Raw genomic sequence first — 22,646 nt, 5'->3', positions numbered from 1 at the left:
AGACATATTCTGGGACCTGAGTTCAACTCAGGTTCCTTTTTTATAGTCTTTTTTTCTTATTACACACATATGATAGATATCATTTCTAAAGGAGAGGGAAACATGAAAAAAACATGGGCATTATTATCGGGTGTTTTATTAATGGCCATCCTAGTTTTAGCTGGATGTGGATCAAACGATTCTAAAAAGTCGGAATCATCAGGAAATAAAGATGGTAAAGATACGTTTGCAGTGGGTATGGAAGCAGGATATCCACCATTTAACTGGACTCAATCAGACGATTCTAATGGCGCAGTTGCTATTCAAGGAAATGCAGAATACGCTGGCGGTTATGACGTACAAATTGCAAAGAAAATTGCTGACGGCTTAGGTAAAAAATTAGTTATTGTTAAAACAGAATGGGATGGACTAGTACCAGCATTAACTTCAGGTAAAATTGATGCGATTATCGCTGGTATGTCACCAACTGAAGAGCGTAAACAAACAATTGATTTCTCGGATATTTATTACAAATCAAACTTAGTATTAGTGGTTAAAAAAGGTAGTAAATTCGAAGGCGCAACATCGATTGCTGACTTTAAAGGTGCTAAAGTAACAGCTCAATTAAACACTTTCCACTACTCTGTCATCGATCAAATCGAAGGTGTTAAAAAAGAAACAGCAATGGATAATTTCCCAGCTATGCGTGTAGCTCTTGAATCAGGCAAGATTGATGCTTACGTATCAGAAAAACCTGAAGCAGTATCAGCAACAGCTGCAAACGATCATTTCGCAATGGTTGAATTTGCAGATGGTAAAGGTTTCAAAACTTCACAAGAAGACACTGCTATCGCTGTAGGTGTACAAAAAAATAGTGACTTAACATCTAAAATTAACGAGATTCTAAAAGGAATTTCTGACGCAGATCGTGAAAAAATTATGGATGATGCAATTAAAAATCAACCAGCAGCTAAATAGTTTTTTAAACGAACTTAAGCAGAGCTACCGATTGTGAATGATTGCAATTGGTAGTTCTTATTGTGCTTTAAGGAGGAGTAATAATGAGCTTAGAATGGTTTATCAATATCATTACAAATAACTGGCCGATGTTCTTACGAGGCGCTTGGATGACACTAGTTATATCAACAATTGGAACTATTTTTGGCGCATTAATCGGCTTGATTATTGGCGTCATTAATACGATTCCAAGGGGTAAAAGCGGTACAAAAAAATGGATATTAAAAATCATCAATACAATCTTGACAATCTATGTGGAATTCTTCCGTGGTACACCAATGATTGTGCAAGCGATGGTTGTTTACTACGGTTCTGATTTACTATTTGGTATCGATATGGATCGTACATTTGCAGCCATTCTAATTGTATCGATTAATACAGGTGCTTACATGGCAGAAATCGTACGAGGTGGGATTATCGGTGTTGACCAAGGTCAATTTGAAGCTGCTCGTGCAATCGGTATGAATCACTGGCAAACAATGGTCCATGTAGTACTACCGCAAGTAATGCGCAATATATTACCGGCGACAGGTAATCAATATGTGATGAATATTAAAGATACATCGGTATTAAATGTAATAGGTGTAACTGAGCTATTCTTTCAAACGAAGTCAATTGCGGGGAACAACTTCCGATACTTTGAATCATTCTTTGTCGCATGTATCATTTACTTAGTTATGACGATAATCGTAACGCAAATTTTACGTTACTTTGAACGAAAACTAGCAGGAGATGCAAATTATCAAATGCTAGATGAAACTGTGGTCATTCGTCGACCAGAGTCACCACAATAGGGGTACGAAGGAGAGAAAACAAATGGAAACAATAATTGATATTCGACATCTCAGCAAATCCTTTGGTACACACGAAGTGTTAAAAGACGTTAACTTTTCTGTCAATAAAGGTGAAGTAGTGTGTGTTATTGGTTCATCTGGTTCCGGGAAGTCAACGCTTTTACGTTGTATTAATCTACTGGAAACGCCAAGTGGTGGCGAGATTATTTATAATGGTGAAAATATTTTAGACAATAAACGTAATATTAATACTTATCGTACACATCTAGGAATGGTGTTCCAGCAGTTTAATTTATTTAACAACTGGGATGTTCTAAATAATTGTATTGTTGGTCAAACAAAGGTATTAAAACGCTCAAAAGAAGAAGCAAAAGAAGTTGCGATGAAATACTTAAAAACAGTTGGAATGGATCGCTATTTAAATGCAAGACCAGGTCAACTATCAGGTGGTCAAAAACAACGAGTAGCAATTGCTAGGGCGCTATCTATGCAACCAGATGCACTACTATTCGATGAACCCACATCAGCTCTTGACCCTGAGATGGTTGGGGAAGTATTAAAAGTTATGAAGGAATTAGCAAAATCAGGGCTTACCATGATTATTGTTACACATGAAATGGAATTTGCTCGTGAAGTATCAGATCGAATTGTTTTCATGGATAAGGGTGTTATTGTTGAAGACGGTACTCCAGATGAAGTATTCAACAATCCAAAACATGAACGTACGAAGGCTTTCTTACAACGTGCATTAAAATAAATATTTAACTATAGCTGTCATCTCATTTTGAGAAGGGAGCTAGTTTATTTTAGGCGTTGTTAAATTTGCTTTTTTCAAAACAAATCAGGATAAGATGGTCATTGAAAATGCAACCCAAAAAATCAGAAACGTTGTGAAGAAAACGTTTCTGAAATAATCAATTTAATATGGTTTGTGATTAGTCAACTTTAGCCATTTCAATCACTAGTAAATGTACTGTATCTTCAGCTTTAATATGAATGTCTTCTTCCACAATTTCTAAACCATCACGTGTTTCAAGTGCTACATTATTAATCATGGCATGTCCTTCTATATCTACAAGATAAGCTTGGCGACCTGTTGCTACTTCAAAGTCAATTTCTTTACCAGCTTCTAATTCAATAGCATACAAATTAGCATCTTGGTTTATTTGAATAGGTGCAGTACCATTTTTTTCTGAAACCATATGAAGCCATTTGTTTTTACGATCATCCATTTCAAACAAGAATTCACCATAATGAGGTGTATGACCATATTGATCAGGTAATATCCAAATTTGTAACAAGCGTAATTCTTCGTCACCCATATTATGCTCACTATGGAAAACGCCAGTACCTGCACTCATATATTGCACTTGACCTCGAGTGATTGTATGCTTATTACCCATACTATCTTGGTGAGTAAGTGAACCATTTACTACGTAAGAAATAATCTCCATATCACGGTGAGGATGTAGGTCAAACCCTGTATGTGGTGCAATTAAATCATCGTTAATAACACGTAAAGCACCAAATTGGATATTGTTTGGATTATAATATTCTGCAAATGAAAAATGGAATGTACTGTTTAACCAACCTAGATGGCTTGTACCCATTTGTTTATGATCAACTTTTCTAAGCATTGTAATCTCTCCTTTAAAATATTTCATTTTAAAATATCTCTAATTCGAGATAATTGTAAAACGTTCTTTCAATTAAGTCAAATTTCACTTAGATTTAATTCATTAAAAAAGATGACTAATCAGTTTTTTTAGCTAATTAGTCATCCGTGATTGGATTATTTTTTAAACAATAGATAGATGAAATAAGGTGCACCAATTAACGAAACAATAATTCCTGCTGGTAAAGAGGCTGTACTTAATAAGCTTCGGCCAATCGTGTCAGCAAACAATAATAGTAGGCCGCCTATTAAAACTGAAACAGGTATGAATAACTGATTACGTGGTCCAACTAATGCCTTCGCAATGTGTGGCGATAATAGACCGATAAATGCAATTCCGCCTGTAACAGACACTGCAGAAGCTGATAATGCAACAGCAACAACCAACAAGATGATGCGCTCTTTTTGTAAAGAAATTCCTAAGCCTACAGCAACAGGTTCACTTAGATTTAAGATATTTAAACGATTTGCTTTATATAAAGTAAATGGAATTAATACAACAAGCCAGGGAAGTAGTGCCCAAATAAATGGCCAGTCTGCTCCCCAGATGTTACCAGCTAACCATTTTGAGATGAAATCTACCTTTCTATTATCAGAAGAAGAGATTAAAACGACCATAATCCCAGATAACGCCATTTGGAACCCAACACCAACTAAAATCATTCGTACTGGTTGAAGACCTTCTTTTTTGCTATACGAGAAAATATAAATCAGAATAGCAGTAGTGATAGCACCTAAAAAGGCAACTAAAGGTAAGGTATAAACAAAAGACCCTACTTCTATTGGGAAGTACAAAAAGAAAATAGCAATAGCAACACCGGCTCCGGAATTAATACCGATAATGCCAGGATCTGCTAAATCATTACGTGTAATACTTTGTAAAATAGACCCAGAAAGGGCAAGCGCCATTCCAGCAAGTAATGTAATGATGATTCGTGGTAAGCGAATAGAGAATAGAACAAATTCGTCTTTAAACGTACCGTGCCCAAATAGTGTTGGTATTATCCGATCAAAGGATACAGCAGAAGCACCCATTCCAAGACTTATTACCATAGTACCTAAAATAAGTAACGTTAAAATAAGCAAAACAATACGTTGTTTTCGAATAAAAGAATTTGCAATCATGAGAATGCTTTTCCTCCTTTACGAACGATGACAAGGAAGAAAGGTAATCCTAATATAGCGATGATTGCTGCAAGTGGTGTTTCATAAGGTGCATTAATAGTACGCCCCACAGTATCTGCTAGAAGCATTAAACTTGCGCCAAATATTGCAGACATAGGGATGACATGGCGATAATCTGTTCCAACAAAAGCACGAACCATATGAGGCACCATCAACCCGATAAAAGCTAAGTTTCCTACAAGTGCAACAGAAGTACCAACAAGCACTACAATGACAATGAAGAGAAGCATTTTGACTAGCAATGTGTTTTGCCCTAAGCCTACCGCTACTTCCTCGCTCAAACTTAAGACGGTTAGCTGTCGTGATAATAAGATTGCTATGAAAATACCAACTAGAATTGTAGGGATAACAATTTGTAATTGACCAAACGAAGTACCAACTAAGCCGCCAGATGTCCACATCGATACATCTTTTGAAACTTTAAAAAATAATCCAATGCCATCTGCAATGGCATACAAAAACGCAGAGACTGCGGTACCAGCAAGCACTAAGCGAAGTGGTGAAAACCCACCACGTTGTAACATACTAATACCAAATACAAGGAGGGCTCCAATTGCTGCTCCGATAAAACATGCAAACATAATTCCGAAATAATTAAGCGCAGGGAGTAGTGCCATTGCAAATGCCAAGGCTGCATTAGCACCGGCTGTTAACCCAAGCAGTCCAGGGTCTGCTAATGGATTTCGAGTCATTCCTTGCATTATAGCACCTGCGACGGATAATGCAGCACCAATAAAAATGGCGCCAATTTCCCTTGGTAATCTGATCTCTCGAATCATCGTAACCGTATCATCTATTTTCCCTTGAGAAGTGATTGCAAGCCATACTTCTTTTAATGTAGTATCAGCTGCACCAAATACCATTGCAATTGCAAAGAAGAATACTAATAGAATAAGCCCAACAATCAACTGAATGAGAAAAGGGAATATACGTCGTTTTTGTTGTGTCATCATATCATCGTTTCTTTCGATAAAAGTATTACTTTCCAAGGAAATTCTTCTTGAAGAATTCTAGTTGGTAATCTAAAGTAAGTGGATCATTGAAGTAGAATGCCTTTGCATCTGCTTCGTAAACATGACCGTTTTTCACTGCAGGAATATTTTTGTATGTTTCAGACTTCATGAAAGAAGTATCCCCATCTGAATTTTTGCTTAAGATTAAGTAATCTCCAGCATAGTCACCCATAACTTCTTGAGAAAGTGCATAATAGCCATCTTTATCTGTCATTTCTTTTACCTTTTTAGGCATTTTGAGATCCATAGCCTGGTAAAGAACCTCTGTACCTCGACCCCAATGGTCTCCAAATACATATAGATCTTTATCGAAGTTTTCGATAACAGAAACAGTTGCATCTTCGCCGATTTTGTTGCGAATTTCATCCCCAGTAGCTGCTGCACGTTGTTTAAAGTCATCAACCCAAGCTTGTGCTTCTTTTTCTTTGTTTAATAATTTTCCAATTTCTATATGTTGAGTTAAGTAATCTACTTTTGCATAAGTAAATGTTACAGTTGGAGCAATTTTGTTTAATTTGTCAACGTCTTTAATAGTGGAAAGACCGATGATTAAGTCGGGTTTTAATTCAATAATTTTTTCTAAATCATCTTCTGTTACTTCTTCTGCGTCTTTTAATTTATCTTTGAATTCAGGGTTTGCTTTAGACCATGCATCAACACCTACAATAGGAACACCTAGTTGCATAACATTCCCTGCAAATGATGATAAGACTACAACACGCTTTGGATGTGCTGGAACTTTGATATCACCGTTTTCCGATTTATACGTAATAGTAGTAGGTTCTTTTGTATCTGATTTTGATGAACTATTATCTGAGTTCTTGCTTGAGTTGTTACTACAAGCACTAATAATTAAAACTAGTAATAATAAGAATGGGAAAAGATATTTTTTCATTATTCTACTCCTTTAATAATGTCATATGTTACGCACATTGGTTTTTTTGTTCGAGGATCCCTGCCAATATAAGCATCGATGTTGAATACAGTTTTTAGAACTTCAGGCTTTATGACCTCCTCACAATCCCCAGCTTTAATTATCTTGCCTTCTTTGAGAGCGATTAGATAGTCTGCAAATCGCGCAGCCTGATTTAAGTCATGAAGTACCATAATAATTGTGCGATGTTGCTCTTTGTTTAACTTTTCAAGTAATGTAAGTACTTCTAATTGATGAGCCATATCCAAATATGTAGTAGGTTCATCTAAAAAGATAATTTCTGTCTCCTGTGCAAGTGCCATAGCAATCCATACACGTTGCCGTTGCCCACCTGAAAGTGCATCGACAGGGCGATATTTATAATCGGATGTACCAGTAACATTTAATGCCCAATCTATGACTTCATAATCCTTCTTTGTTAATTTACCAATGCCTTTTTGATACGGAAAGCGTCCGTAAGAAACTAATTCCCCAACTGTTAATCCACTAATGCTTTCAGGTGTTTGTGGGAGAATCGCTATTTTCTTAGCTAATTCCTTTGTCTTCTGTTTTGCAATATTCTCACCATCCAAAATAATCGAGCCCGATTGTTGAGAGATGATTCGAGCCATTGTTTTCAGTAATGTTGATTTGCCACAGCCATTTGAACCAATGATTGTGGTAATTTTCTTATCAGGAATTTCAATATTTAAATTCTGCAAAATCAATTTCTCACCATATCCAACACTTAGATCATCCGTATGCAGACGCACCATTGTTTAACCCCCTTTTTAAAGTAGTGGTTGTTTTTAATTGATATTGAAAATCATTTTCAATTGACACAATCATAATTCTAATTGATAATGATTGTCAATAAGGTTTGCAGAAGAAAATGATAAATTTATAAAATATGGGAGCGAAAATGATGGAACAGAAGGAAATTTTCGATGTCACCATTATCGGTGGAGGACCAGCAGGTTTATATTCAGCATTTTATAGTGGACTAAGAGGTATGAAGACAAAAGTAATTGAATATCAGCCTCAATTAGGCGGTAAACTGCATGTCTATCCAGAAAAGATGATTTGGGATGTAGGTGGTCATAAGCCATTACCTAGTGCTGAGCTTATAGAACAATTGATAGAACAAGGACTAACATTTGATCCAACAGTAGTGTTAGGGGAGAAGGTTGAAACCATTAGCCAGGATGCAGATCTACTCTTTAAGTTGACAACTACTAGAGGGGAAGAACATTTTTCAAAAACGGTAATTGTTGCAGTAGGGAGCGGAATTCTAAATCCCCAAAGCTAACAATAGAGGGTGCAGAACGTTTTGAAGTATCCAATCTAAATTATACGATTAAGTCATTGCAACGTTTTAAAGATCAAATTGTCATCATTTCAGGTGGAGGTAATTCAGCTATAGATTGGGCAAATGAATTGCAGCCGATAGCTAAAAAAGTATATGTAAGTTATCGTAAAGAAAATTTACCAGCACACGAATCACAAGTTGAACAATTATTACAAAGTGAAGCTACCGTTTTTCGTAATACATCTATTACAAAACTATTGGCGGAAGATTCTAATAAAAATCTCATTAAGACAGTTGAACTGACAAATCTTCACAATGGAGAAGCAATTTTTCTAGATGTAGATGCAGTCATTATTAATCATGGTTTTGAGAGAGATTCATCATTACTAAAAAATAGCGCAATTAATGTTCAACTCGTTGATGATTTTTATATAAAGGGAAATGTAGTAGGGGAATCCTCCGTACCAGGTTTGTTTGCAGCAGGAGATATTATTAGTTATGACGGCAAGGTCAATCTTATTGCTGGAGCATTTCATGATGCTGTCAATGCTATAAATAAGGCAAAAACATATATTCAGCCAGAAGCAGCAACCTTCGGTATGGTATCTTCTCATAATGAAGTATTTAAGGAACGCAATCGAAATCTTGTAAATCAAATGTTTAATATATGATAAATAACCTCTACATCATTAGGGATTGTAGAGGTATTTTTCTTTGTAAGGGCTATCTTGCTCGTTTAATAAATATTTTTCTTTATGATAATGGAAATGATAAAATAGTCTATGTAATTTTTAAGTCTTTTAATAAGGTGATTTTACATGAATCCAATGATATCTAAATGGTTAAAATCAGAAACAATATGGGTATTAACAATTGCAATATTAACAGCGGTTAGTAGTGAAATTAAATTAACACCCTTTAATGGAGAGCATTTCCGTTTTGGTGTAGGGAGTATTACTTTCTTGTTATTAATCTTGATTCGTTTACCTAAATCGGTAATCAGAACAGGTGTTATTACAGGATTAACAGTCGTTCTCTTTCGCATATTTTCAAATGTTATTATTTACAATGGTACATTTTCAGCAAGCTTTTTAGAACATTACCCTGCTTTTTTCTACTATTTTGTATATGTTTTATTATTTAGATTTTTAAATGTAGGACGACTAATCGAACAACCTTTTAAGTTAGGTATAATTGCTACATTTATAGAGATAATAGCAAACAGTGCTGAACATATTTTGCGATTCTTCATCTTATCTAATTCCTATTTAGGTTTTTCCGATTGGTTTTTAATCGTGATGGTCGCTATATTAAGAAGTTTCTTTGTAGTAGGATTATATAGTTCTATTACTATTTCCGAACAACGTAAACGATTGGATGAACAACTTACACTTGGTTCAGACTTATATGTCGAAACGCTCTATTTACAAAAAATGATGAACCATATCGAACAAATAATGGCGGACAGCTATGATTTGTATCGAAATTTAAAAAAGCAACAATTACAAGATCAAGGTATAAAGGCATTGCACATTTCCCAGGAAATTCACGAGGTGAAAAAAGATGCACAAAGGATCTTCTCTGGATTGTCGAATATTACAATGCCTAAAACAGAAGATGTATATTATTTATCGAATATTGTAGAATTTGTCGTAACGGCAAATATTAAATATAGCGAGATGTTAAATAAGAAGATTGAGTTTAAAGTGGAGAATACGGTAGATTTTGCATTAACTCAGCAAATTCCTTTACTTGCGATCCTTAATAATATTACTGCAAATGCTATAGAGGCTATAGAGGAAGATGGAAGTATTGTACTTCAAGTATCGGATTATCAAGAATTTATTCACTTTAGAATAAAGGACACGGGAAAAGGAATAGCTGAAGAAGATTTAGATATTATTTTTGAACCAGGTTTCACAACAAAATTTAACCAGCAAGGCGTAGCTGCAACAGGAATCGGCTTATCTCATGTTCAAGGGATTCTCCAAATGTTAGGTGGCAAAATTCGAGTTGAACGGCCAGCTGTAGGAGCTATTTTCCATATTGAGATACCTCGCAAGAACATACAAAAAGGAGTGGAGTAACCTTGCGATACTTTATTGTAGATGATGATGCAGCAAGTCGCCGCATGCTTAAACAAATTATTCTAGAAGGGGATATGGGAGTAATAATTGGGGAAGCTGATAGTGGGATGAATGCATTGGAGCCTATTTTATCGAGTGATCCAGATTTTGTACTAATCGATCTTTTAATGCCGAGGTTAGATGGTATTGAAACAATAGACCAACTTCGGAAGCAAGGATTTAGGGGACACTTCATCATGATTTCTCAAGTTGAAAATAAAGAAATGATTGGTGAAGCTTACGAAAAGGATATTGAATTCTTTATACACAAACCCATCAATCGAATTGAAGTGCAAAGCGTGTTGAAAAAAACTTCTGAACGGCTATTACTAAAAAAATCACTTCTGACAATTCGAAAATCTATATTACATTTTGAACAGGAAACAAAAGAAGAATCTCATCGCACGATAAAGGATGTCGTTTCATCCATACTAAATGATATGGGGATTCTCGGAGAAGTAGGAAGTGATGATATCGTCTCAATTATCGATATTTTATCTTCTAATGAAGAAAAGACAATGCAAATTCCGCCTTTAAAGGATATTTACGAAGAACTTGCAAGCCAGTCGAAATTTAGTAGTACAGAGATTTTAAAAGAAAGTAAAGCGATTGAACAACGAATTCGCCGTACTATCTCTGTTGCTATGAATAATCTAGCTACACTTGGAGTAGTTGATTATACTAATCCAGAATTTGAATATTATGCACCTCGTTATTTTGAATTTGCTGAAATACGAGCATTGATGAAAACAATTCAAGAAAACGAACTAACACCCAAGAAAATCAAAATTAATGTGAAAAAGTTTTTGCAAGTGTTGTATGTAGAGACAAACGAAAAATTCAAACGCCCACCAATATAAGTAATAATATGTAAAAAATGATCGCATTTCGGCATGATACCTATCTATTTTATAGAAAAGTTATATTAAATATGATTTTTTTGAATTTTTATTTCATTAAAAATGTCGGATGATGTCGGATTTCATAAGTCGCTCTTATAATGAAATTATGATTTATTGATTTTTTTTAAAAGCAACTATATTGAAGGGGTGACTTAACATGAAAAAATTTAAACTTGGATTAGCTTGGCAAATTTTGATCGGGTTAATTCTTGGTGTTATAGTTGGAGCTGTTTTCTACGGAAATGAAAACGTAACCAAATATCTTCAACCAGTCGGAACAATCTTTATGAACATGATCAAAATGATCGTTGTACCGATTATTATATCAACATTAATCTTGGGTGTAGCTGGTCAAGGGGACTTAAAAAAACTTGGTAAACTTGGTGTTAAAACGATCGTTTACTTTGAATTGATTACGACATTTGCCATTATTATTGGTATTGCAGCAGCGGATTTCTTCAAACCTGGTGTAGGTGTAAATATGGAACATCTTACTAAAGGTGATATTTCTTCTTACGTTGAAACAAGTAAAACAGTAGCAGAAGGCGGTCACGGTTTTGCCGATACGCTTATTCATATCGTGCCAACAAACATTGTTCAAGCAATGGCAGAAGGCAACATGCTTGCGATCATCTTCTTCTCTGTATTATTTGGGCTAGGTGTTGCAGCAATTGGTGAAAAAGGTAAACCAGTTCTAGCATTCTTCTCAGGTGTAGCAGATGCAATGTTCTGGGTAACAAACACAATTATGAAATTCGCTCCATACGGGGTATTTGCATTAATCGCAGTTACAGTTTCAACGTTCGGGATTCAATCATTGATTCCGCTAGGTAAGCTAGCAGTCCTCGTTTATGTAGCAATGATTTTATTCGTTGTTGTAATACTTGGTGGGGTTGCAAAATTCTGTGGTTTAAGTGTATTCCGCTTAATCCGTATCCTAAAAGACGAATTATTACTAGCATACTCAACGTCAAGTTCTGAAACTGTATTACCACGTATTATGCAAAAGATGGAAAAAGCTGGTGCACCGAAAGATATCGTATCATTCGTTATTCCAACAGGCTATTCATTTAACCTAGATGGTTCAACTTTATACCAATCAATTGCAGCGTTATTCATCGCTCAAATGTACGGTATAGACTTATCATTAGTTGACCAAATTACATTAGTGCTTACATTAATGGTAACTTCTAAAGGTATTGCTGGTGTTCCGGGGGTATCATTCGTCGTGTTACTATCAACTTTAACTGCTGTAAATATTCCAGTTGAAGGTCTTGCATTCATCTTAGGTATCGATCGTATCCTTGATATGGCTCGTACAGTTGTTAATGTTATAGGTAACTCATTAGCATCACTTGTTATGGCTAAATGGGAAAACCGTCTTGATAAAAACAAATACGACAATTATTTTGAAAACGAAGCAGCTGAAGCAGCTACAAAATAAGTTTCTCAAACAAAAAAGGGTGTCCCAAAAATATTTTGGGACACCCTTTTTGCTTATGACTAACGACATTATACCTGATTGACTTATACTTTTTTTAAGAACAACAAATGAACTGCTTTCCTAAAAAATCTTTTCTCTAAAGTAAGTGAGGGATTTCAAATGAATGATCAACAATATGATCAGTTCTTACATATTCACACTACAGAAAATAAACCAAAGTTCCCAAGGTTAGCTCATTATTATCCATATGAACCAACGCCCTACGATGTATTAGATTTATGCTTTGATAAGATTGAACTTGAAAAGAATGATGGCTTTGTTGATTTTGGATCTGGTAAAGGTCGCGTAACTTTTTACGTAAATTATCGATTCCATATCTCAACCGTTGGAATTGAAATGAATGAAAATTATGTACAAGAAGCATTGCAAAATAAAGTTCAATATTCGATGGAACATAATCTACAAAATGAATCGGTAAGATTTCTAAATGCTAAGGCTGAGCAGTATAAAGTACAGCCAACTGATAATATTTTCTTTTTCTTTAATCCTTTTTCAATTCAGATTTTCCGCAAAGTCGTAAATAATATTTTGAAATCATATCAAAAGAATCCTCGTAAAATGTACGTCATGCTATACTATCCCTCGTTTGAATATATTCAGTTTTTACGGAATGAAACACATTTTGAAGTTGTAAGGGATGTTCTAGTATCGAATGATTCTACCTATAATATGCATGAGAGAGTAATTATTTTAGAATATAAGGAGATGATTTTTACATGACAAATACATGGAATGAATGGTTTAATACAGTTGAATATATGTTTGGTGAGGAGCCAAACATTTTTATTAAAAGTTATGCAGCTCAACTCGAGGGGCTAAAAAAAGTAGCAGCATTTGCTGAGGGAGAAGGGCGTAATGCTGTCTTTTTGGCGACATTAGGGCATGAAGTAACAGCTTTTGATTATGCAGAAAGTGGCCTTCGTAAAACAAAACGATTAGCAAAGAAAAATAATGTAGAAGTGAATACTGTTCAGGTGGATTTATTGGAAGGTACTATTCCTACACAACAATTTGATGCTGCTATTATGGTGTTTGGGCATTTTCCAAAAGGGAAACAATCACTGGTGTTCGATAAAATTGTAAATGCCGTTAGACCAGGTGGTAAGATCATGATGGAATTATATTCAGAAGATCAACTAGAATATCAAACCGGAGGGCCAAAGGAATTAGAAATGCTCTATAAGCCCCAAAATCTTTTGGATTGGTGTGAAGGTAGTAAAATACTTCATCTTTTTGTAGGTGAACAGACAAGACTTGAAGGAAAGCTGCATACAGGACTTGCGCATGTGATACAACTTATCATTGAAAAAAAATAAACTAACAGGCAACTCTTTGGGAGTTGTCTTTTTTTATGACATCTATTGTAAGAGAAAAGCAACAATCCCTACAAATTTACTTGAAATTAAGTGTGGATTTTGATATTATGAGAAAGTTCATTTATATTAGTTATCATTGTTAACTATATAGGAGGAGAGTATGTTTACATTTAGAACATTATTTCATCAATTGATTTTGACCTATAGACCATTTGAAACAAGGTTAAATGAGAGACTAGCAAAGCATCATTTACATCGTACAGAGTGGTCAATCTTATATTATTTAGTTACATCTGAATCGATGACATTAGTAGAGATGGCAAGGTTATTAAGTGTAGAAAAGCCAAATATCACGAGGACGATGAAGAGTTTAGTAGAGCAAGGTTATGTCGAAGCCAAAACAGGTAAAGACAAACGTGAAAAGCATATGATTGTCACGGCTAAAGGAATAGAAGTTTATAACGAAATACGAAGCACTGTTGATGAATTTGAACAACAAATGTTAGTTGGTATACCAGAGGAGGAACAATTAGCATTTATTCAAACTATGCAAAAAATCAGAGAGAATTTATTAAATAAATAGGGGGATTATCAATGAGTCATGCAAAAGATAAATTATGGTCAAAAGACTTTATTATTATGTCGATCATTAACTTTATCATTTTAGTTATATTTTATTTGTTAATGGTAACAATTGCCTCATTTGCTGTGAAGGAATACCATGCTTCAACGAGTCAGGCAGGACTAGTTACAGGGATTTATATTATTGGTACTTTAATTGGGCGCCTTGGAACAGGAAGGGTTATTAATCAATTTGGACGTAAACGGGTACTTATTATTGGATTAATATTATTCGTTATTACGATGTCTCTTTACTTCATTCACGCAGGCATTACAGTATTACTTTTATGCCGTTTTGTGAATGGTATTGCTGTAGGTATTGCATCAACTGCAACAGGTACCATTGTAGCGCAAATCTTACCTCAATCGCGTAAAGGGGAAGGAATTGGTTATTATAGTATGAGTGCCACTCTTGGTACTGCAGTTGGTCCATTTATTGGTATTTTGATGAGTCAACATACAACATATAATGTTATATTTTCACTTTGTATGTTATTAGGTGTAATTTGTTTGGCCATTTCTTTTATGGCGAAAGTGCCACCAGTACCAGAGGCTCCAGAATCCAAAGGAGTACAAAAAGGCTTCAGCATTTCTCAATACTTAGAACCAAAGGCAATACCAGTTGCGATTATTACAGTTTTTATAGCTTTTGGCTATGCAGGAATTCTTTCGTTTATTAACTTTTTTGCTAAAGAACGAGATTTAGTAGCAGCATCAAGCTTTTTCTTCTTTGTTTATGCTGTGGCAATCTTAGTAACTCGCCCATTTACTGGTCGACTAATGGATACAAAAGGCGCTAACTTTGTCATGTATCCTTGTTTTGTCCTATTTGCACTAGGGTTACTATTATTAAGTACAGCTCATAGCAGCGTTATATTATTAGTATCAGGAGCAATGATTGGTGCAGGCTATGGTAATCTATCATCAACTGCACAGGCAATAGCAGTAAAACTTACACCTCCACATCGTATGGGGCTGGCTACTTCAACTTACTTCATCGCATTGGATGGAGGGCTTGGTGTAGGACCGTATTTACTAGGCTATTTAATTCCACTATTAGGCTATGGAAAATTATATGTATCATTAGGTATTTTCATCTTTATTACAATTGCATTTTACTTTGTATTACACGGTCGTAAAGATCATTTGATATTAGAAAAAAGCGCAGTGTAAATCTATAAATTTTAAAAAGAAAAGTGAATAATATTGAAAAAGCTGAGAAAAAATAATAATTTTCTCAGTTTTTTTAATAGGGTATGCGTTAACGTGCTGAATTAAAAATACTAAATATTCTTCCCTTTTGAATCGATTTATATCTTAATGGAAAGACATAAAAATACTATTTTAAATAAATAATAATATAAAAATACTATTTTTGATATAAATTTTAAATATTTTAAATTTACTAAAAATTTATATAGACTAAATGATATGAATCAATTACAATATGATTTGTAAAATAGTCTAACAAAGTTGTAGAAAAGTATAAAACTATATCTAGTTATATTTCAGACTTTTTAAAATTATCAGAAATATCAAAAAGATAAGTATAAATAAGGGGGATATTTGGATGAAATCAAAAAACAAATTAAAACGTTATGCTTCAGTATTTTTAGCATCATCATTAGTTGTTGGGGTGTTAGCAGGCTGTGGTGCTAAAGATAGCGCTTCTTCAGGGAGCAATGGAAGTAATAGTAAAGAAATCAAAATTGGTTTGAATCTTGAGCTATCTGGTGCTGTGGCTTCTTATGGTTCTGGTATTTCTAAAGGTGCAAAACTTGCGATCGATGAAATCAACAAAGCTGGCGGTATTGATGGTAAACAGATAAAAACAGTAGAAATTGACAATAAATCAGACGCAGCAGAAGCAACATCTGCAGCTATTAAGTTAGCGACACAAGAAAAAGTTGTAGCACAAGTTGGCTCTGCAACATCAGGGGATACTGTAGCAGCTGTACAAATTGGAAACAAAAATAAGATGCCTATTATTGGACCTTCTGCAACATCTGAAACAGTAACTATTAACGAAAAAGGCGAGTTAAATGAATATGCCTTCCGTACTTGCTTCATCGACCCATTCCAAGGTCAAATAGCGGCAAACTTTGCTTTGAATAATTTGAAAGCTAAAAATGTAGCTATTTTCGCTGACAGCGCAAGTGATTATGCGAAAGGGTTAGCAAAATCATTTAAGGAAACAGTTGAGAAAAACGGCGGTAAAGTTGTAGCAGAAGAATCTTATGTAGCAAAAGATACAGATTTCAAGTCAACGCTAACACGTTTAAAATCTAAAAAGCCTGATTTCATTTATATCCCAGGTTATTACGAAGAAGTGGGCTTAATTATTAAACAAGCTCGTGCTGCAGGTATTGATGTACCTCTTATGGGTGGAGATGGTTGGGATTCTCCAAAAATGGTTGAGTTAGCTGGTAAAGACTCATTAAATAATACGTACTTTACAAACCATTACTCAGCTGAAGATCCAGATGAAAAAATCCAAAAATTCGTAACAGCATTTAAAGCTGCAAATAGTGATCAAGCACCGGATGCATTTAATGCTTTAGGTTATGACACAGTATATTGGTTAAAAGATGCAATTGAGCGTGCAGGTTCAACAGACGGTGAAAAAATCAAAGATGCATTAGCGGATACAAAAAACTTGTCATTAGTTACAGGTACTTTCTCAGTTGATGATAAACACAACCCAGTGAAAACAGCAACAGTTCTTGAATTTAAAGACGGTAAACAAGTGTTCAACTCTAAAGTTAATCCTTAATGTTTTAGATAACAAAAAGGGGGGGCACTGACCTCCCTTTTGTTATTGTATTTTAAAGCTTTTGATAAGGAGTGAGATTTATATGGAGTGGTTGCAACAATTAGTTAATGGTATTTCACTCGGTAGTATTTATGCGTTAATTGCTCTCGGCTACACGATGGTATATGGCATTATCAAGCTGATCAACTTCGCACATGGTGATGTGTTCATGATTGGTGCGTTTGTAGGATTCTATGCAATTTCAAAATGGGAACTAGGTTTCTTTCCTGCATTACTTTTGGCAATGGTTGTATGTGCGATATTAGGGGTATTAATTGAGCGGATTGCTTATAAACGTCTTCGGAATGCGACACGAATTGCAGCATTAATTACAGCAATTGGGGTGTCTTTGCTAATCGAATATACGACAATATTCTTCCGAGGTGCACAACCGGAAGCATATCCAGATGTTATTTCAAACAAATCGTTTCATTTTTTAGGCGCACAAATCAGCATGCAATCTATTATGATTTTATCGGTATCGATTGCACTAATGATCATACTACAATTTATCGTACATAAAACGAAAATTGGAAAAGCAATGCGTGCAGTATCCTATGACGTAGATGCAGCTCGTTTAATGGGGATTAATGTTGATACTACAATTTCTGTAACATTTGCAATTGGTTCTGCATTAGCTGGTGCAGCAGGTGTTATTTTCGGTGTTTACTATACGAAAATTGATCCTCTCATGGGGATTATTCCAGGAGTTAAGGCATTCGTAGCTGCAGTACTTGGTGGTATAGGTATTATTCCTGGGGCTATGGCAGGTGGTATGGTACTTGGCGTTGTAGAAACAATTGTTAGTGCATTAGGTTTCTCATTATGGCGTGATGCTGCAGCATTCGTTATTTTAATATTAATATTAATCTTTAGACCGGCGGGTATCTTTGGCAAAAACACCCGTGAGAAAGTGTAGGTGAGTAGTACTTATGAAAAAGTCTAAAGTTTTTTGGGTTTATGTTGCTATTGCGCTTGTTGTCTATGCAGTTGTGCAGTTTTTGATTTCGAGTGGACAGCTTGATATGTATTATTCAAATCTATTCATTACAATTGCAATTAACATTATATTAGCAGTTAGTTTACATCTAGTTATAGGGATAACAGGTCAGTTTTCTATTGGTCATGCTGGGTTTTTAGCAGTAGGTGCTTATGTTTCAGCGATATTCACTACAAATTTAGGTTGGCCATTCCCTGTAGCTTTAGTAATCGGTTCTATTGTAGCAGCGATTGCAGGGTTAATCGTAGGTATTCCTACACTTCGTTTAAAGGGGGATTATTTAGCGATTGCTACCCTCGGATTTGCGGAAATTATTCGCATAATCTTCTTGAATATTGACTATGTAGGTGGGGCAGCAGGTATGCAAGTTGACTATTTAACCACTTGGACTTACGCATTCTTTGCTGTATTAATCACCATAATTGTCATTTCAAATTTCACAAATTCACGTCATGGTCGAGCTTGTATCGCTGTTCGTGAAGATGAAATTGCTGCAGATGCAATGGGTATTAACACGACGTATTACAAAGTATTAGCCTTTGCAATTGGCTCATTCTTTGCTGGACTTGCAGGTGGATTATTCTCACATAACTTCTTTATCATTCAACCTTCACAATTTGGCTTTTTAAAGTCATTTGATATTTTAATTTATGTGGTACTAGGAGGTTTGGGAAGTTTATCTGGAGCTGTTATTGCGGCAATACTACTGACCGTTATTTCATTATATCTACAAGATTTCCCGGAAACTCGTATGATTATCTACAGTTTAGTATTAATCATTGTAATGCTATACCGTCCATCCGGTTTAATGGGTACAAAGGAAATTACAGATATCTTCAAATTCGGTAAAAAGTCAAAAGGAGGAAATGTACATGAGTGACCTTCTTTTAAAAGTAGAAAATGTAGGGATTCAATTCGGCGGTTTGAAAGCCGTATCTGGCTTGAATATGGAGATGCATCAAGGGGAATTGATTGGCTTAATTGGACCAAATGGTGCAGGAAAAACCACAAGTTTTAATATGTTAACGGGTGTTTATAAACCGACAGAGGGCACCATAACATTTGATGGTAAAAAGACGAACAATATGTCTCCTCACCAGGTGACCAAAAGTGGTGTCAGTCGTACATTCCAAAATATTCGATTGTTTAAAGAATTATCGGTTTTGGATAATGTAAAGGTAGCCAACCATTCACTTGCACATCATTCTGTTTTCAGCTCGATTCTACGTTTGCCAAGTTACTTTTCAGGCGAAGCTAAAATGGAACAAGAATCAATCGAGTTTTTGAAAATCTTTGGTTTAGATAAGTATAAGCATGAATTAGCGAAGAACCTTCCATATGGGATGCAACGTCGCCTTGAAATAGCCCGTGCATTAGCAGCTAAGCCGAAGCTTCTATTGTTAGATGAACCGGCAGCAGGGATGAACCCTCAAGAGACCCATGACTTAATGGAACTGATTGCACTTATCCGTGAAAAATTCGATTTAACGATTCTATTAATCGAACATGATATGGGACTAGTAATGGGTATTTGTGAACGTATTTATGTTCTTGATCATGGGCAACTCATTGCTCACGGTAATCCAGACGAAATTCGTAATAATCCGAAAGTAATTGAAGCTTATTTAGGTGAGGAGGTATCGGAATAAGATGCTGAAAGTAAATGACATCAATGTATTTTACGGTAATATTCAAGCATTAAAAGGTTTCTCCTTAGAAGTAAATGAAGGCGAGATTGTGACATTAATCGGTGCGAATGGTGCAGGTAAGAGTACACTATTAAAAACATTATCGGGCTTATTAAAACCTAAACAAGGAACCATTGAATACCTCGGTAGCTCAATTGCAGGAAAACCTGCACAATCTATTGTTAAAGTTGGTATTTCGCATGTTCCAGAAGGACGTCGAGTATTTGCTAATATGACAGTAGAGGAAAATCTTGAATTGGGTGCTTATTTGCGCAATGATCGTGCAGAGATTGCAAAAGATAAAGAACGTATATTCAAGATATTCCCGATTTTATTAGAACGTCGTAAGCAACTATCAGGTACTCTATCTGGTGGTGAACAACAAATGTTAGCAATGGGCCGTGCAATTATGGCAAAACCGAAACTTCTATTATTAGATGAACCATCCATGGGGTTAGCACCAATAATGGTAAAAACAATCTTTCATACAATAGAAGAAATTCGTAAAGAAGGAACCACAATTTTATTGGTTGAACAAAATGCACATATGGCACTTTCAATAGCCGATCGCGCATACGTTATTGAGACAGGTCGTGTTGTGCTATCTGGTACAGCAAAAGAACTTCAAGAAACTGAACAAGTAAAAGCTGCATATTTAGGCGGATTGTAGTCAATAAGAAAGCCGCATTCTCAGTGTGTTAATTTCATTGAGGATGCGGCCTTTTTATCATATTAATAAAGGGATATTCCTTAACATATAGAAATAAAATAGTTATTACTATCATTCTAAAAAAGAAGGGATATGCAATTTATGATTGATATACATAGTCATATCATTTTCGATGTTGATGATGGGCCAAAAAGCTTGGAAGATTCCATAAAAATGCTTATTCAAGCAACAACAGAAGGAATTACAGAAATTATTTTCACATCACATGCTTTTCATCCGTATTATCATGCTGCAGTTGAAACGGTTATGGAAAGAATAAGCGTACTGCAACATGGATTAGAAATACACGACATTCCATTAAAACTACATCTAGGACATGAAGTACGAATCAATGAACATATTTGCGAGCAAATAGTTGAAGGAAGCGTACTTACATTAGCTAATTCTAAGTACTTACTTCTAGAGCTACCATCATCCGGAGTTCCGCTATATACGTTTGAAATGGTTAATCGAATAGTAGCAAAAAATATCGTACCAATTATTGCTCATCCGGAGCGAAATAAAGGAATTGTAGAAAAACCTGAAAGACTTGAGCAACTTATCCGTTTAGGTGCCCTTTCTCAAATAACCGCTGGTAGTGTTGTAGGGCAATTTGGTAGAGCTGTTCAGCGTACGGCTTTAGATTTAATTGATGCAAATTTAGTACATACATATGGATCGGATGTACATAATTTGCAGACACGGCCGTTTTTATTTGAACAAGGATTAAACTATTTAGAAAAACACAAACGATCTGATTTTGTCGATTTCTTTTTGGAAAATAATAAGCGAATCATTGCTGATACAGAAATAACTGTGTTGGAACCGATAAATGCAGAAAAGAAAAAATGGTGGAATATCTTTGTAAATAAATAACTGGAATTTTTATAAAATTTTTTAGTTACACTTTAAATGATGTCAAATAGGGATAAATGTAGATATCTGAAGAAGAACCATAGTAACTATTGGGGAAATAAAGTTGAACGAATAAGGCTGCTATTAAGAAATGGGGTGTTTTAAACACTTTCTTAAAGTGGTCTTTTAATATTGGTTATAAATTGTGAGAATTATAGACTGAAATAAGATTAGAAATATAAACAGTACGATTCTGCAATTGTGTTAAGGGCAAAGTATTTAACTTTTTTATAAAACGTGCTGGTGTTTTGGTTAGAAAAATCTACCGTATCCTTTTACATAACCTATGGGGAAATGAATGAAGTTCATTACTAGTCTATTGGGAATTTTGATAAAAAGTATGAATAACTTGAGAAATTAAACACTATACTACTAACAGAAGAGAATAGTAGGTGGCTGGAAAAGGAGTGAGAAATAATTGGAAGCAACTATTAAATTAAGTGATCTATTAAAAATTCTAAAAGGACATGCATTTCTAATCATCGCTATAACGGCAGTTTCGATTGGTATAGCCGTAATTATTAGCTATTTTGTGCTGACACCAATTTATACAGCAGATACACAAATACTAGTGAATCAGAAATATGAAAAGAGTGATCAGTATGTAGCGTCATCACAAATTGATGCAGATTTGCAGTTAATTAATACTTATAATGTTGTTATTAAAAGTCCAGTTATTTTATCAAAAGTTATTGAACAACTAGATTTAGATACTACTCCTGATAAGTTAACGGATCAAATAACAGTTTTAAACACGAGTGATTCACAGGTTTTGACGATCCAAATTGAGGATACGAAAGCATCGCGAGCTGTAGAAATATCCAATACACTTGCTGAAGTATTTAAAAAAGAAATTCCAGCTTTAATGAAAGTCGATAATATTAATATTTTATCCTATGCTAAATTGAGTGAGAATCCAATACCTACGAAGCCCAATAAATTACTAAATATGATGATTGCAGCTGTTATTGGTTTAATGATAGGAATAGGTATAGCAATTTTAATAGAAACCTTTGATACAAGAATTAGATCTGAACAGGAAATTGAGGAAATCTTAGGACTCCCGATTATTGGATTGGTAAGTCCGATTATAGAAAAGAAAACCATCCTTTTTGGAAAAACATCAAATAAATTATCAGTTCATTCATCTAGAATAAGGAGGATATAA

At 34.9% G+C, this 22,646-nt stretch carries 22 protein-coding genes and 1 pseudogene; 18 read left to right on the top strand and 5 right to left on the bottom strand.

The window, feature by feature from the left end; all coding sequences use genetic code 11:
* Nucleotides 1–102 precede the first annotated feature (102 nt).
* The 3 genes from ABE048_RS11750 (at nucleotide 103) to ABE048_RS11740 (ending at nucleotide 2,547) form a co-directional block, all read left to right on the top strand.
* Entirely contained in the window at nucleotides 103–957 is an 855-nt protein-coding gene (locus ABE048_RS11750) for a transporter substrate-binding domain-containing protein (protein ID WP_430311460.1), read from the top strand.
* An 83-nt stretch (nucleotides 958–1,040) separates the two neighbouring features.
* Complete coding sequence (locus tag ABE048_RS11745; RefSeq protein ID WP_430311459.1) at nucleotides 1,041–1,790, top strand: amino acid ABC transporter permease; 750 nt, start codon at nucleotides 1,041–1,043, stop codon at nucleotides 1,788–1,790.
* A gap of 22 nt (nucleotides 1,791–1,812) precedes the next feature.
* Nucleotides 1,813–2,547, top strand: a complete 735-nt coding sequence (locus tag ABE048_RS11740) for an amino acid ABC transporter ATP-binding protein (protein WP_430311458.1) — start codon at nucleotides 1,813–1,815, stop codon at nucleotides 2,545–2,547.
* A 178-nt stretch (nucleotides 2,548–2,725) separates the two neighbouring features.
* On the opposite strand, the gene ABE048_RS11735 is transcribed toward ABE048_RS11740, so the two are convergent.
* The 5 genes from ABE048_RS11735 to ABE048_RS11715 all read right to left on the bottom strand — a co-directional run bounded on the left by ABE048_RS11735 (nucleotide 2,726) and on the right by ABE048_RS11715 (nucleotide 7,352).
* Nucleotides 2,726–3,427: a pirin family protein gene (locus ABE048_RS11735; protein WP_430311457.1), complete on the bottom strand. Its 702-nt coding sequence runs from the start codon at nucleotides 3,425–3,427 to the stop codon at nucleotides 2,726–2,728.
* Nucleotides 3,428–3,582: 155 nt separating this feature from the next.
* Complete coding sequence (locus ABE048_RS11730; RefSeq protein WP_430311456.1) at nucleotides 3,583–4,590, bottom strand: FecCD family ABC transporter permease; 1,008 nt, start codon at nucleotides 4,588–4,590, stop codon at nucleotides 3,583–3,585.
* Nucleotides 4,587–5,600: a FecCD family ABC transporter permease gene (locus ABE048_RS11725; protein ID WP_430311467.1), complete on the bottom strand. Its 1,014-nt coding sequence runs from the start codon at nucleotides 5,598–5,600 to the stop codon at nucleotides 4,587–4,589. The genes ABE048_RS11730 and ABE048_RS11725 overlap by 4 nt, the downstream gene beginning before the upstream one ends.
* A 28-nt stretch (nucleotides 5,601–5,628) precedes the next feature.
* The gene (locus ABE048_RS11720; RefSeq protein WP_430311455.1) at nucleotides 5,629–6,558 is read right to left on the bottom strand and encodes an iron-hydroxamate ABC transporter substrate-binding protein; all 930 of its coding nucleotides are present in this window, start codon (nucleotides 6,556–6,558) and stop codon (nucleotides 5,629–5,631) included.
* Nucleotides 6,558–7,352 carry an ABC transporter ATP-binding protein gene (locus tag ABE048_RS11715; protein WP_430311454.1) on the bottom strand — a complete coding sequence of 265 codons (795 nt, stop codon included), beginning with the start codon at nucleotides 7,350–7,352 and terminating at the stop codon, nucleotides 6,558–6,560. The genes ABE048_RS11720 and ABE048_RS11715 overlap by 1 nt, the downstream gene beginning before the upstream one ends.
* A 149-nt stretch (nucleotides 7,353–7,501) precedes the next feature.
* On the opposite strand from ABE048_RS11715, the pseudogene ABE048_RS11710 reads away from it, so the two are divergent.
* The 15 genes and pseudogenes from ABE048_RS11710 (at nucleotide 7,502) to ABE048_RS11640 (ending at nucleotide 22,646) form a co-directional block, all read left to right on the top strand.
* Nucleotides 7,502–8,556, top strand: a pseudogene (locus ABE048_RS11710) (NAD(P)/FAD-dependent oxidoreductase).
* 147 nt (nucleotides 8,557–8,703) lie between these two features.
* On the top strand, nucleotides 8,704–9,972 hold the full coding sequence (locus ABE048_RS11705) for an ATP-binding protein (protein WP_430311453.1): 1,269 nt from the start codon (nucleotides 8,704–8,706) through the stop codon (nucleotides 9,970–9,972).
* Between the two features lie 2 nt (nucleotides 9,973–9,974).
* Nucleotides 9,975–10,871 carry a response regulator gene (locus ABE048_RS11700; RefSeq protein WP_430311452.1) on the top strand — a complete coding sequence of 299 codons (897 nt, stop codon included), beginning with the start codon at nucleotides 9,975–9,977 and terminating at the stop codon, nucleotides 10,869–10,871.
* Nucleotides 10,872–11,070: 199 nt separating this feature from the next.
* Nucleotides 11,071–12,357, top strand: a complete 1,287-nt coding sequence (locus ABE048_RS11695; protein WP_430311451.1) for a cation:dicarboxylate symporter family transporter — start codon at nucleotides 11,071–11,073, stop codon at nucleotides 12,355–12,357.
* A 159-nt stretch (nucleotides 12,358–12,516) separates the two neighbouring features.
* Entirely contained in the window at nucleotides 12,517–13,137 is a 621-nt protein-coding gene (locus ABE048_RS11690) for a methyltransferase (RefSeq protein ID WP_430311450.1), read from the top strand.
* Complete coding sequence (locus tag ABE048_RS11685) at nucleotides 13,134–13,733, top strand: class I SAM-dependent methyltransferase (RefSeq protein WP_430311449.1); 600 nt, start codon at nucleotides 13,134–13,136, stop codon at nucleotides 13,731–13,733. Before ABE048_RS11690 ends, ABE048_RS11685 begins: the two co-directional genes overlap by 4 nt.
* A 160-nt stretch (nucleotides 13,734–13,893) precedes the next feature.
* A complete protein-coding gene (locus tag ABE048_RS11680; RefSeq protein ID WP_430311448.1) occupies nucleotides 13,894–14,316 on the top strand; it encodes a MarR family winged helix-turn-helix transcriptional regulator in 423 nt (140 codons plus the stop codon).
* 11 nt (nucleotides 14,317–14,327) lie between these two features.
* Nucleotides 14,328–15,527: an MFS transporter gene (locus ABE048_RS11675; protein ID WP_430311447.1), complete on the top strand. Its 1,200-nt coding sequence runs from the start codon at nucleotides 14,328–14,330 to the stop codon at nucleotides 15,525–15,527.
* Nucleotides 15,528–15,924: 397 nt separating this feature from the next.
* Nucleotides 15,925–17,127 carry an ABC transporter substrate-binding protein gene (locus ABE048_RS11670; protein WP_430311446.1) on the top strand — a complete coding sequence of 401 codons (1,203 nt, stop codon included), beginning with the start codon at nucleotides 15,925–15,927 and terminating at the stop codon, nucleotides 17,125–17,127.
* An 82-nt stretch (nucleotides 17,128–17,209) separates the two neighbouring features.
* Nucleotides 17,210–18,085, top strand: a complete 876-nt coding sequence (locus ABE048_RS11665; RefSeq protein WP_430311445.1) for a branched-chain amino acid ABC transporter permease — start codon at nucleotides 17,210–17,212, stop codon at nucleotides 18,083–18,085.
* A gap of 13 nt (nucleotides 18,086–18,098) precedes the next feature.
* Entirely contained in the window at nucleotides 18,099–19,046 is a 948-nt protein-coding gene (locus tag ABE048_RS11660) for a branched-chain amino acid ABC transporter permease (RefSeq protein ID WP_430311444.1), read from the top strand.
* A complete protein-coding gene (locus ABE048_RS11655) occupies nucleotides 19,039–19,815 on the top strand; it encodes an ABC transporter ATP-binding protein (protein ID WP_430311443.1) in 777 nt (258 codons plus the stop codon). Before ABE048_RS11660 ends, ABE048_RS11655 begins: the two co-directional genes overlap by 8 nt.
* Before the next feature lies 1 nt (nucleotide 19,816).
* Entirely contained in the window at nucleotides 19,817–20,524 is a 708-nt protein-coding gene (locus ABE048_RS11650; protein WP_430311442.1) for an ABC transporter ATP-binding protein, read from the top strand.
* Nucleotides 20,525–20,665: 141 nt separating this feature from the next.
* Nucleotides 20,666–21,439, top strand: coding sequence for a tyrosine-protein phosphatase (locus ABE048_RS11645; protein WP_430311441.1), 774 nt, complete (start codon nucleotides 20,666–20,668; stop codon nucleotides 21,437–21,439).
* A gap of 457 nt (nucleotides 21,440–21,896) precedes the next feature.
* Nucleotides 21,897–22,646, top strand: coding sequence for a YveK family protein (locus ABE048_RS11640; RefSeq protein ID WP_430311440.1), 750 nt, complete (start codon nucleotides 21,897–21,899; stop codon nucleotides 22,644–22,646).

It is taken from the genome of Rummeliibacillus pycnus (assembly GCF_050459865.1).
In the GTDB taxonomy this organism is placed as follows: domain Bacteria; phylum Bacillota; class Bacilli; order Bacillales_A; family Planococcaceae; genus Rummeliibacillus; species Rummeliibacillus pycnus_B.
This window is presented reverse-complemented; position numbering and strand designations above follow the sequence as displayed.

Coding starts and splice junctions, on each gene's coding strand:
- ABE048_RS11735 (WP_430311457.1), bottom strand. CDS start 3,427: ATGCTTAGAAAAGTTGATCATAAACAAATGGGTACAAGCCATCTAGGT.
- ABE048_RS11645 (WP_430311441.1), top strand. CDS start 20,666: ATGATTGATATACATAGTCATATCATTTTCGATGTTGATGATGGGCCA.
- ABE048_RS11705 (WP_430311453.1), top strand. CDS start 8,704: ATGAATCCAATGATATCTAAATGGTTAAAATCAGAAACAATATGGGTA.
- ABE048_RS11740 (WP_430311458.1), top strand. CDS start 1,813: ATGGAAACAATAATTGATATTCGACATCTCAGCAAATCCTTTGGTACA.
- ABE048_RS11745 (WP_430311459.1), top strand. CDS start 1,041: ATGAGCTTAGAATGGTTTATCAATATCATTACAAATAACTGGCCGATG.
- ABE048_RS11660 (WP_430311444.1), top strand. CDS start 18,099: ATGAAAAAGTCTAAAGTTTTTTGGGTTTATGTTGCTATTGCGCTTGTT.
- ABE048_RS11725 (WP_430311467.1), bottom strand. CDS start 5,600: ATGACACAACAAAAACGACGTATATTCCCTTTTCTCATTCAGTTGATT.
- ABE048_RS11720 (WP_430311455.1), bottom strand. CDS start 6,558: ATGAAAAAATATCTTTTCCCATTCTTATTATTACTAGTTTTAATTATT.
- ABE048_RS11650 (WP_430311442.1), top strand. CDS start 19,817: ATGCTGAAAGTAAATGACATCAATGTATTTTACGGTAATATTCAAGCA.
- ABE048_RS11670 (WP_430311446.1), top strand. CDS start 15,925: ATGAAATCAAAAAACAAATTAAAACGTTATGCTTCAGTATTTTTAGCA.
- ABE048_RS11690 (WP_430311450.1), top strand. CDS start 12,517: ATGAATGATCAACAATATGATCAGTTCTTACATATTCACACTACAGAA.
- ABE048_RS11685 (WP_430311449.1), top strand. CDS start 13,134: ATGACAAATACATGGAATGAATGGTTTAATACAGTTGAATATATGTTT.
- ABE048_RS11655 (WP_430311443.1), top strand. CDS start 19,039: ATGAGTGACCTTCTTTTAAAAGTAGAAAATGTAGGGATTCAATTCGGC.
- ABE048_RS11665 (WP_430311445.1), top strand. CDS start 17,210: ATGGAGTGGTTGCAACAATTAGTTAATGGTATTTCACTCGGTAGTATT.
- ABE048_RS11675 (WP_430311447.1), top strand. CDS start 14,328: ATGAGTCATGCAAAAGATAAATTATGGTCAAAAGACTTTATTATTATG.
- ABE048_RS11750 (WP_430311460.1), top strand. CDS start 103: ATGAAAAAAACATGGGCATTATTATCGGGTGTTTTATTAATGGCCATC.
- ABE048_RS11680 (WP_430311448.1), top strand. CDS start 13,894: ATGTTTACATTTAGAACATTATTTCATCAATTGATTTTGACCTATAGA.
- ABE048_RS11695 (WP_430311451.1), top strand. CDS start 11,071: ATGAAAAAATTTAAACTTGGATTAGCTTGGCAAATTTTGATCGGGTTA.
- ABE048_RS11730 (WP_430311456.1), bottom strand. CDS start 4,590: ATGATTGCAAATTCTTTTATTCGAAAACAACGTATTGTTTTGCTTATT.
- ABE048_RS11715 (WP_430311454.1), bottom strand. CDS start 7,352: ATGGTGCGTCTGCATACGGATGATCTAAGTGTTGGATATGGTGAGAAA.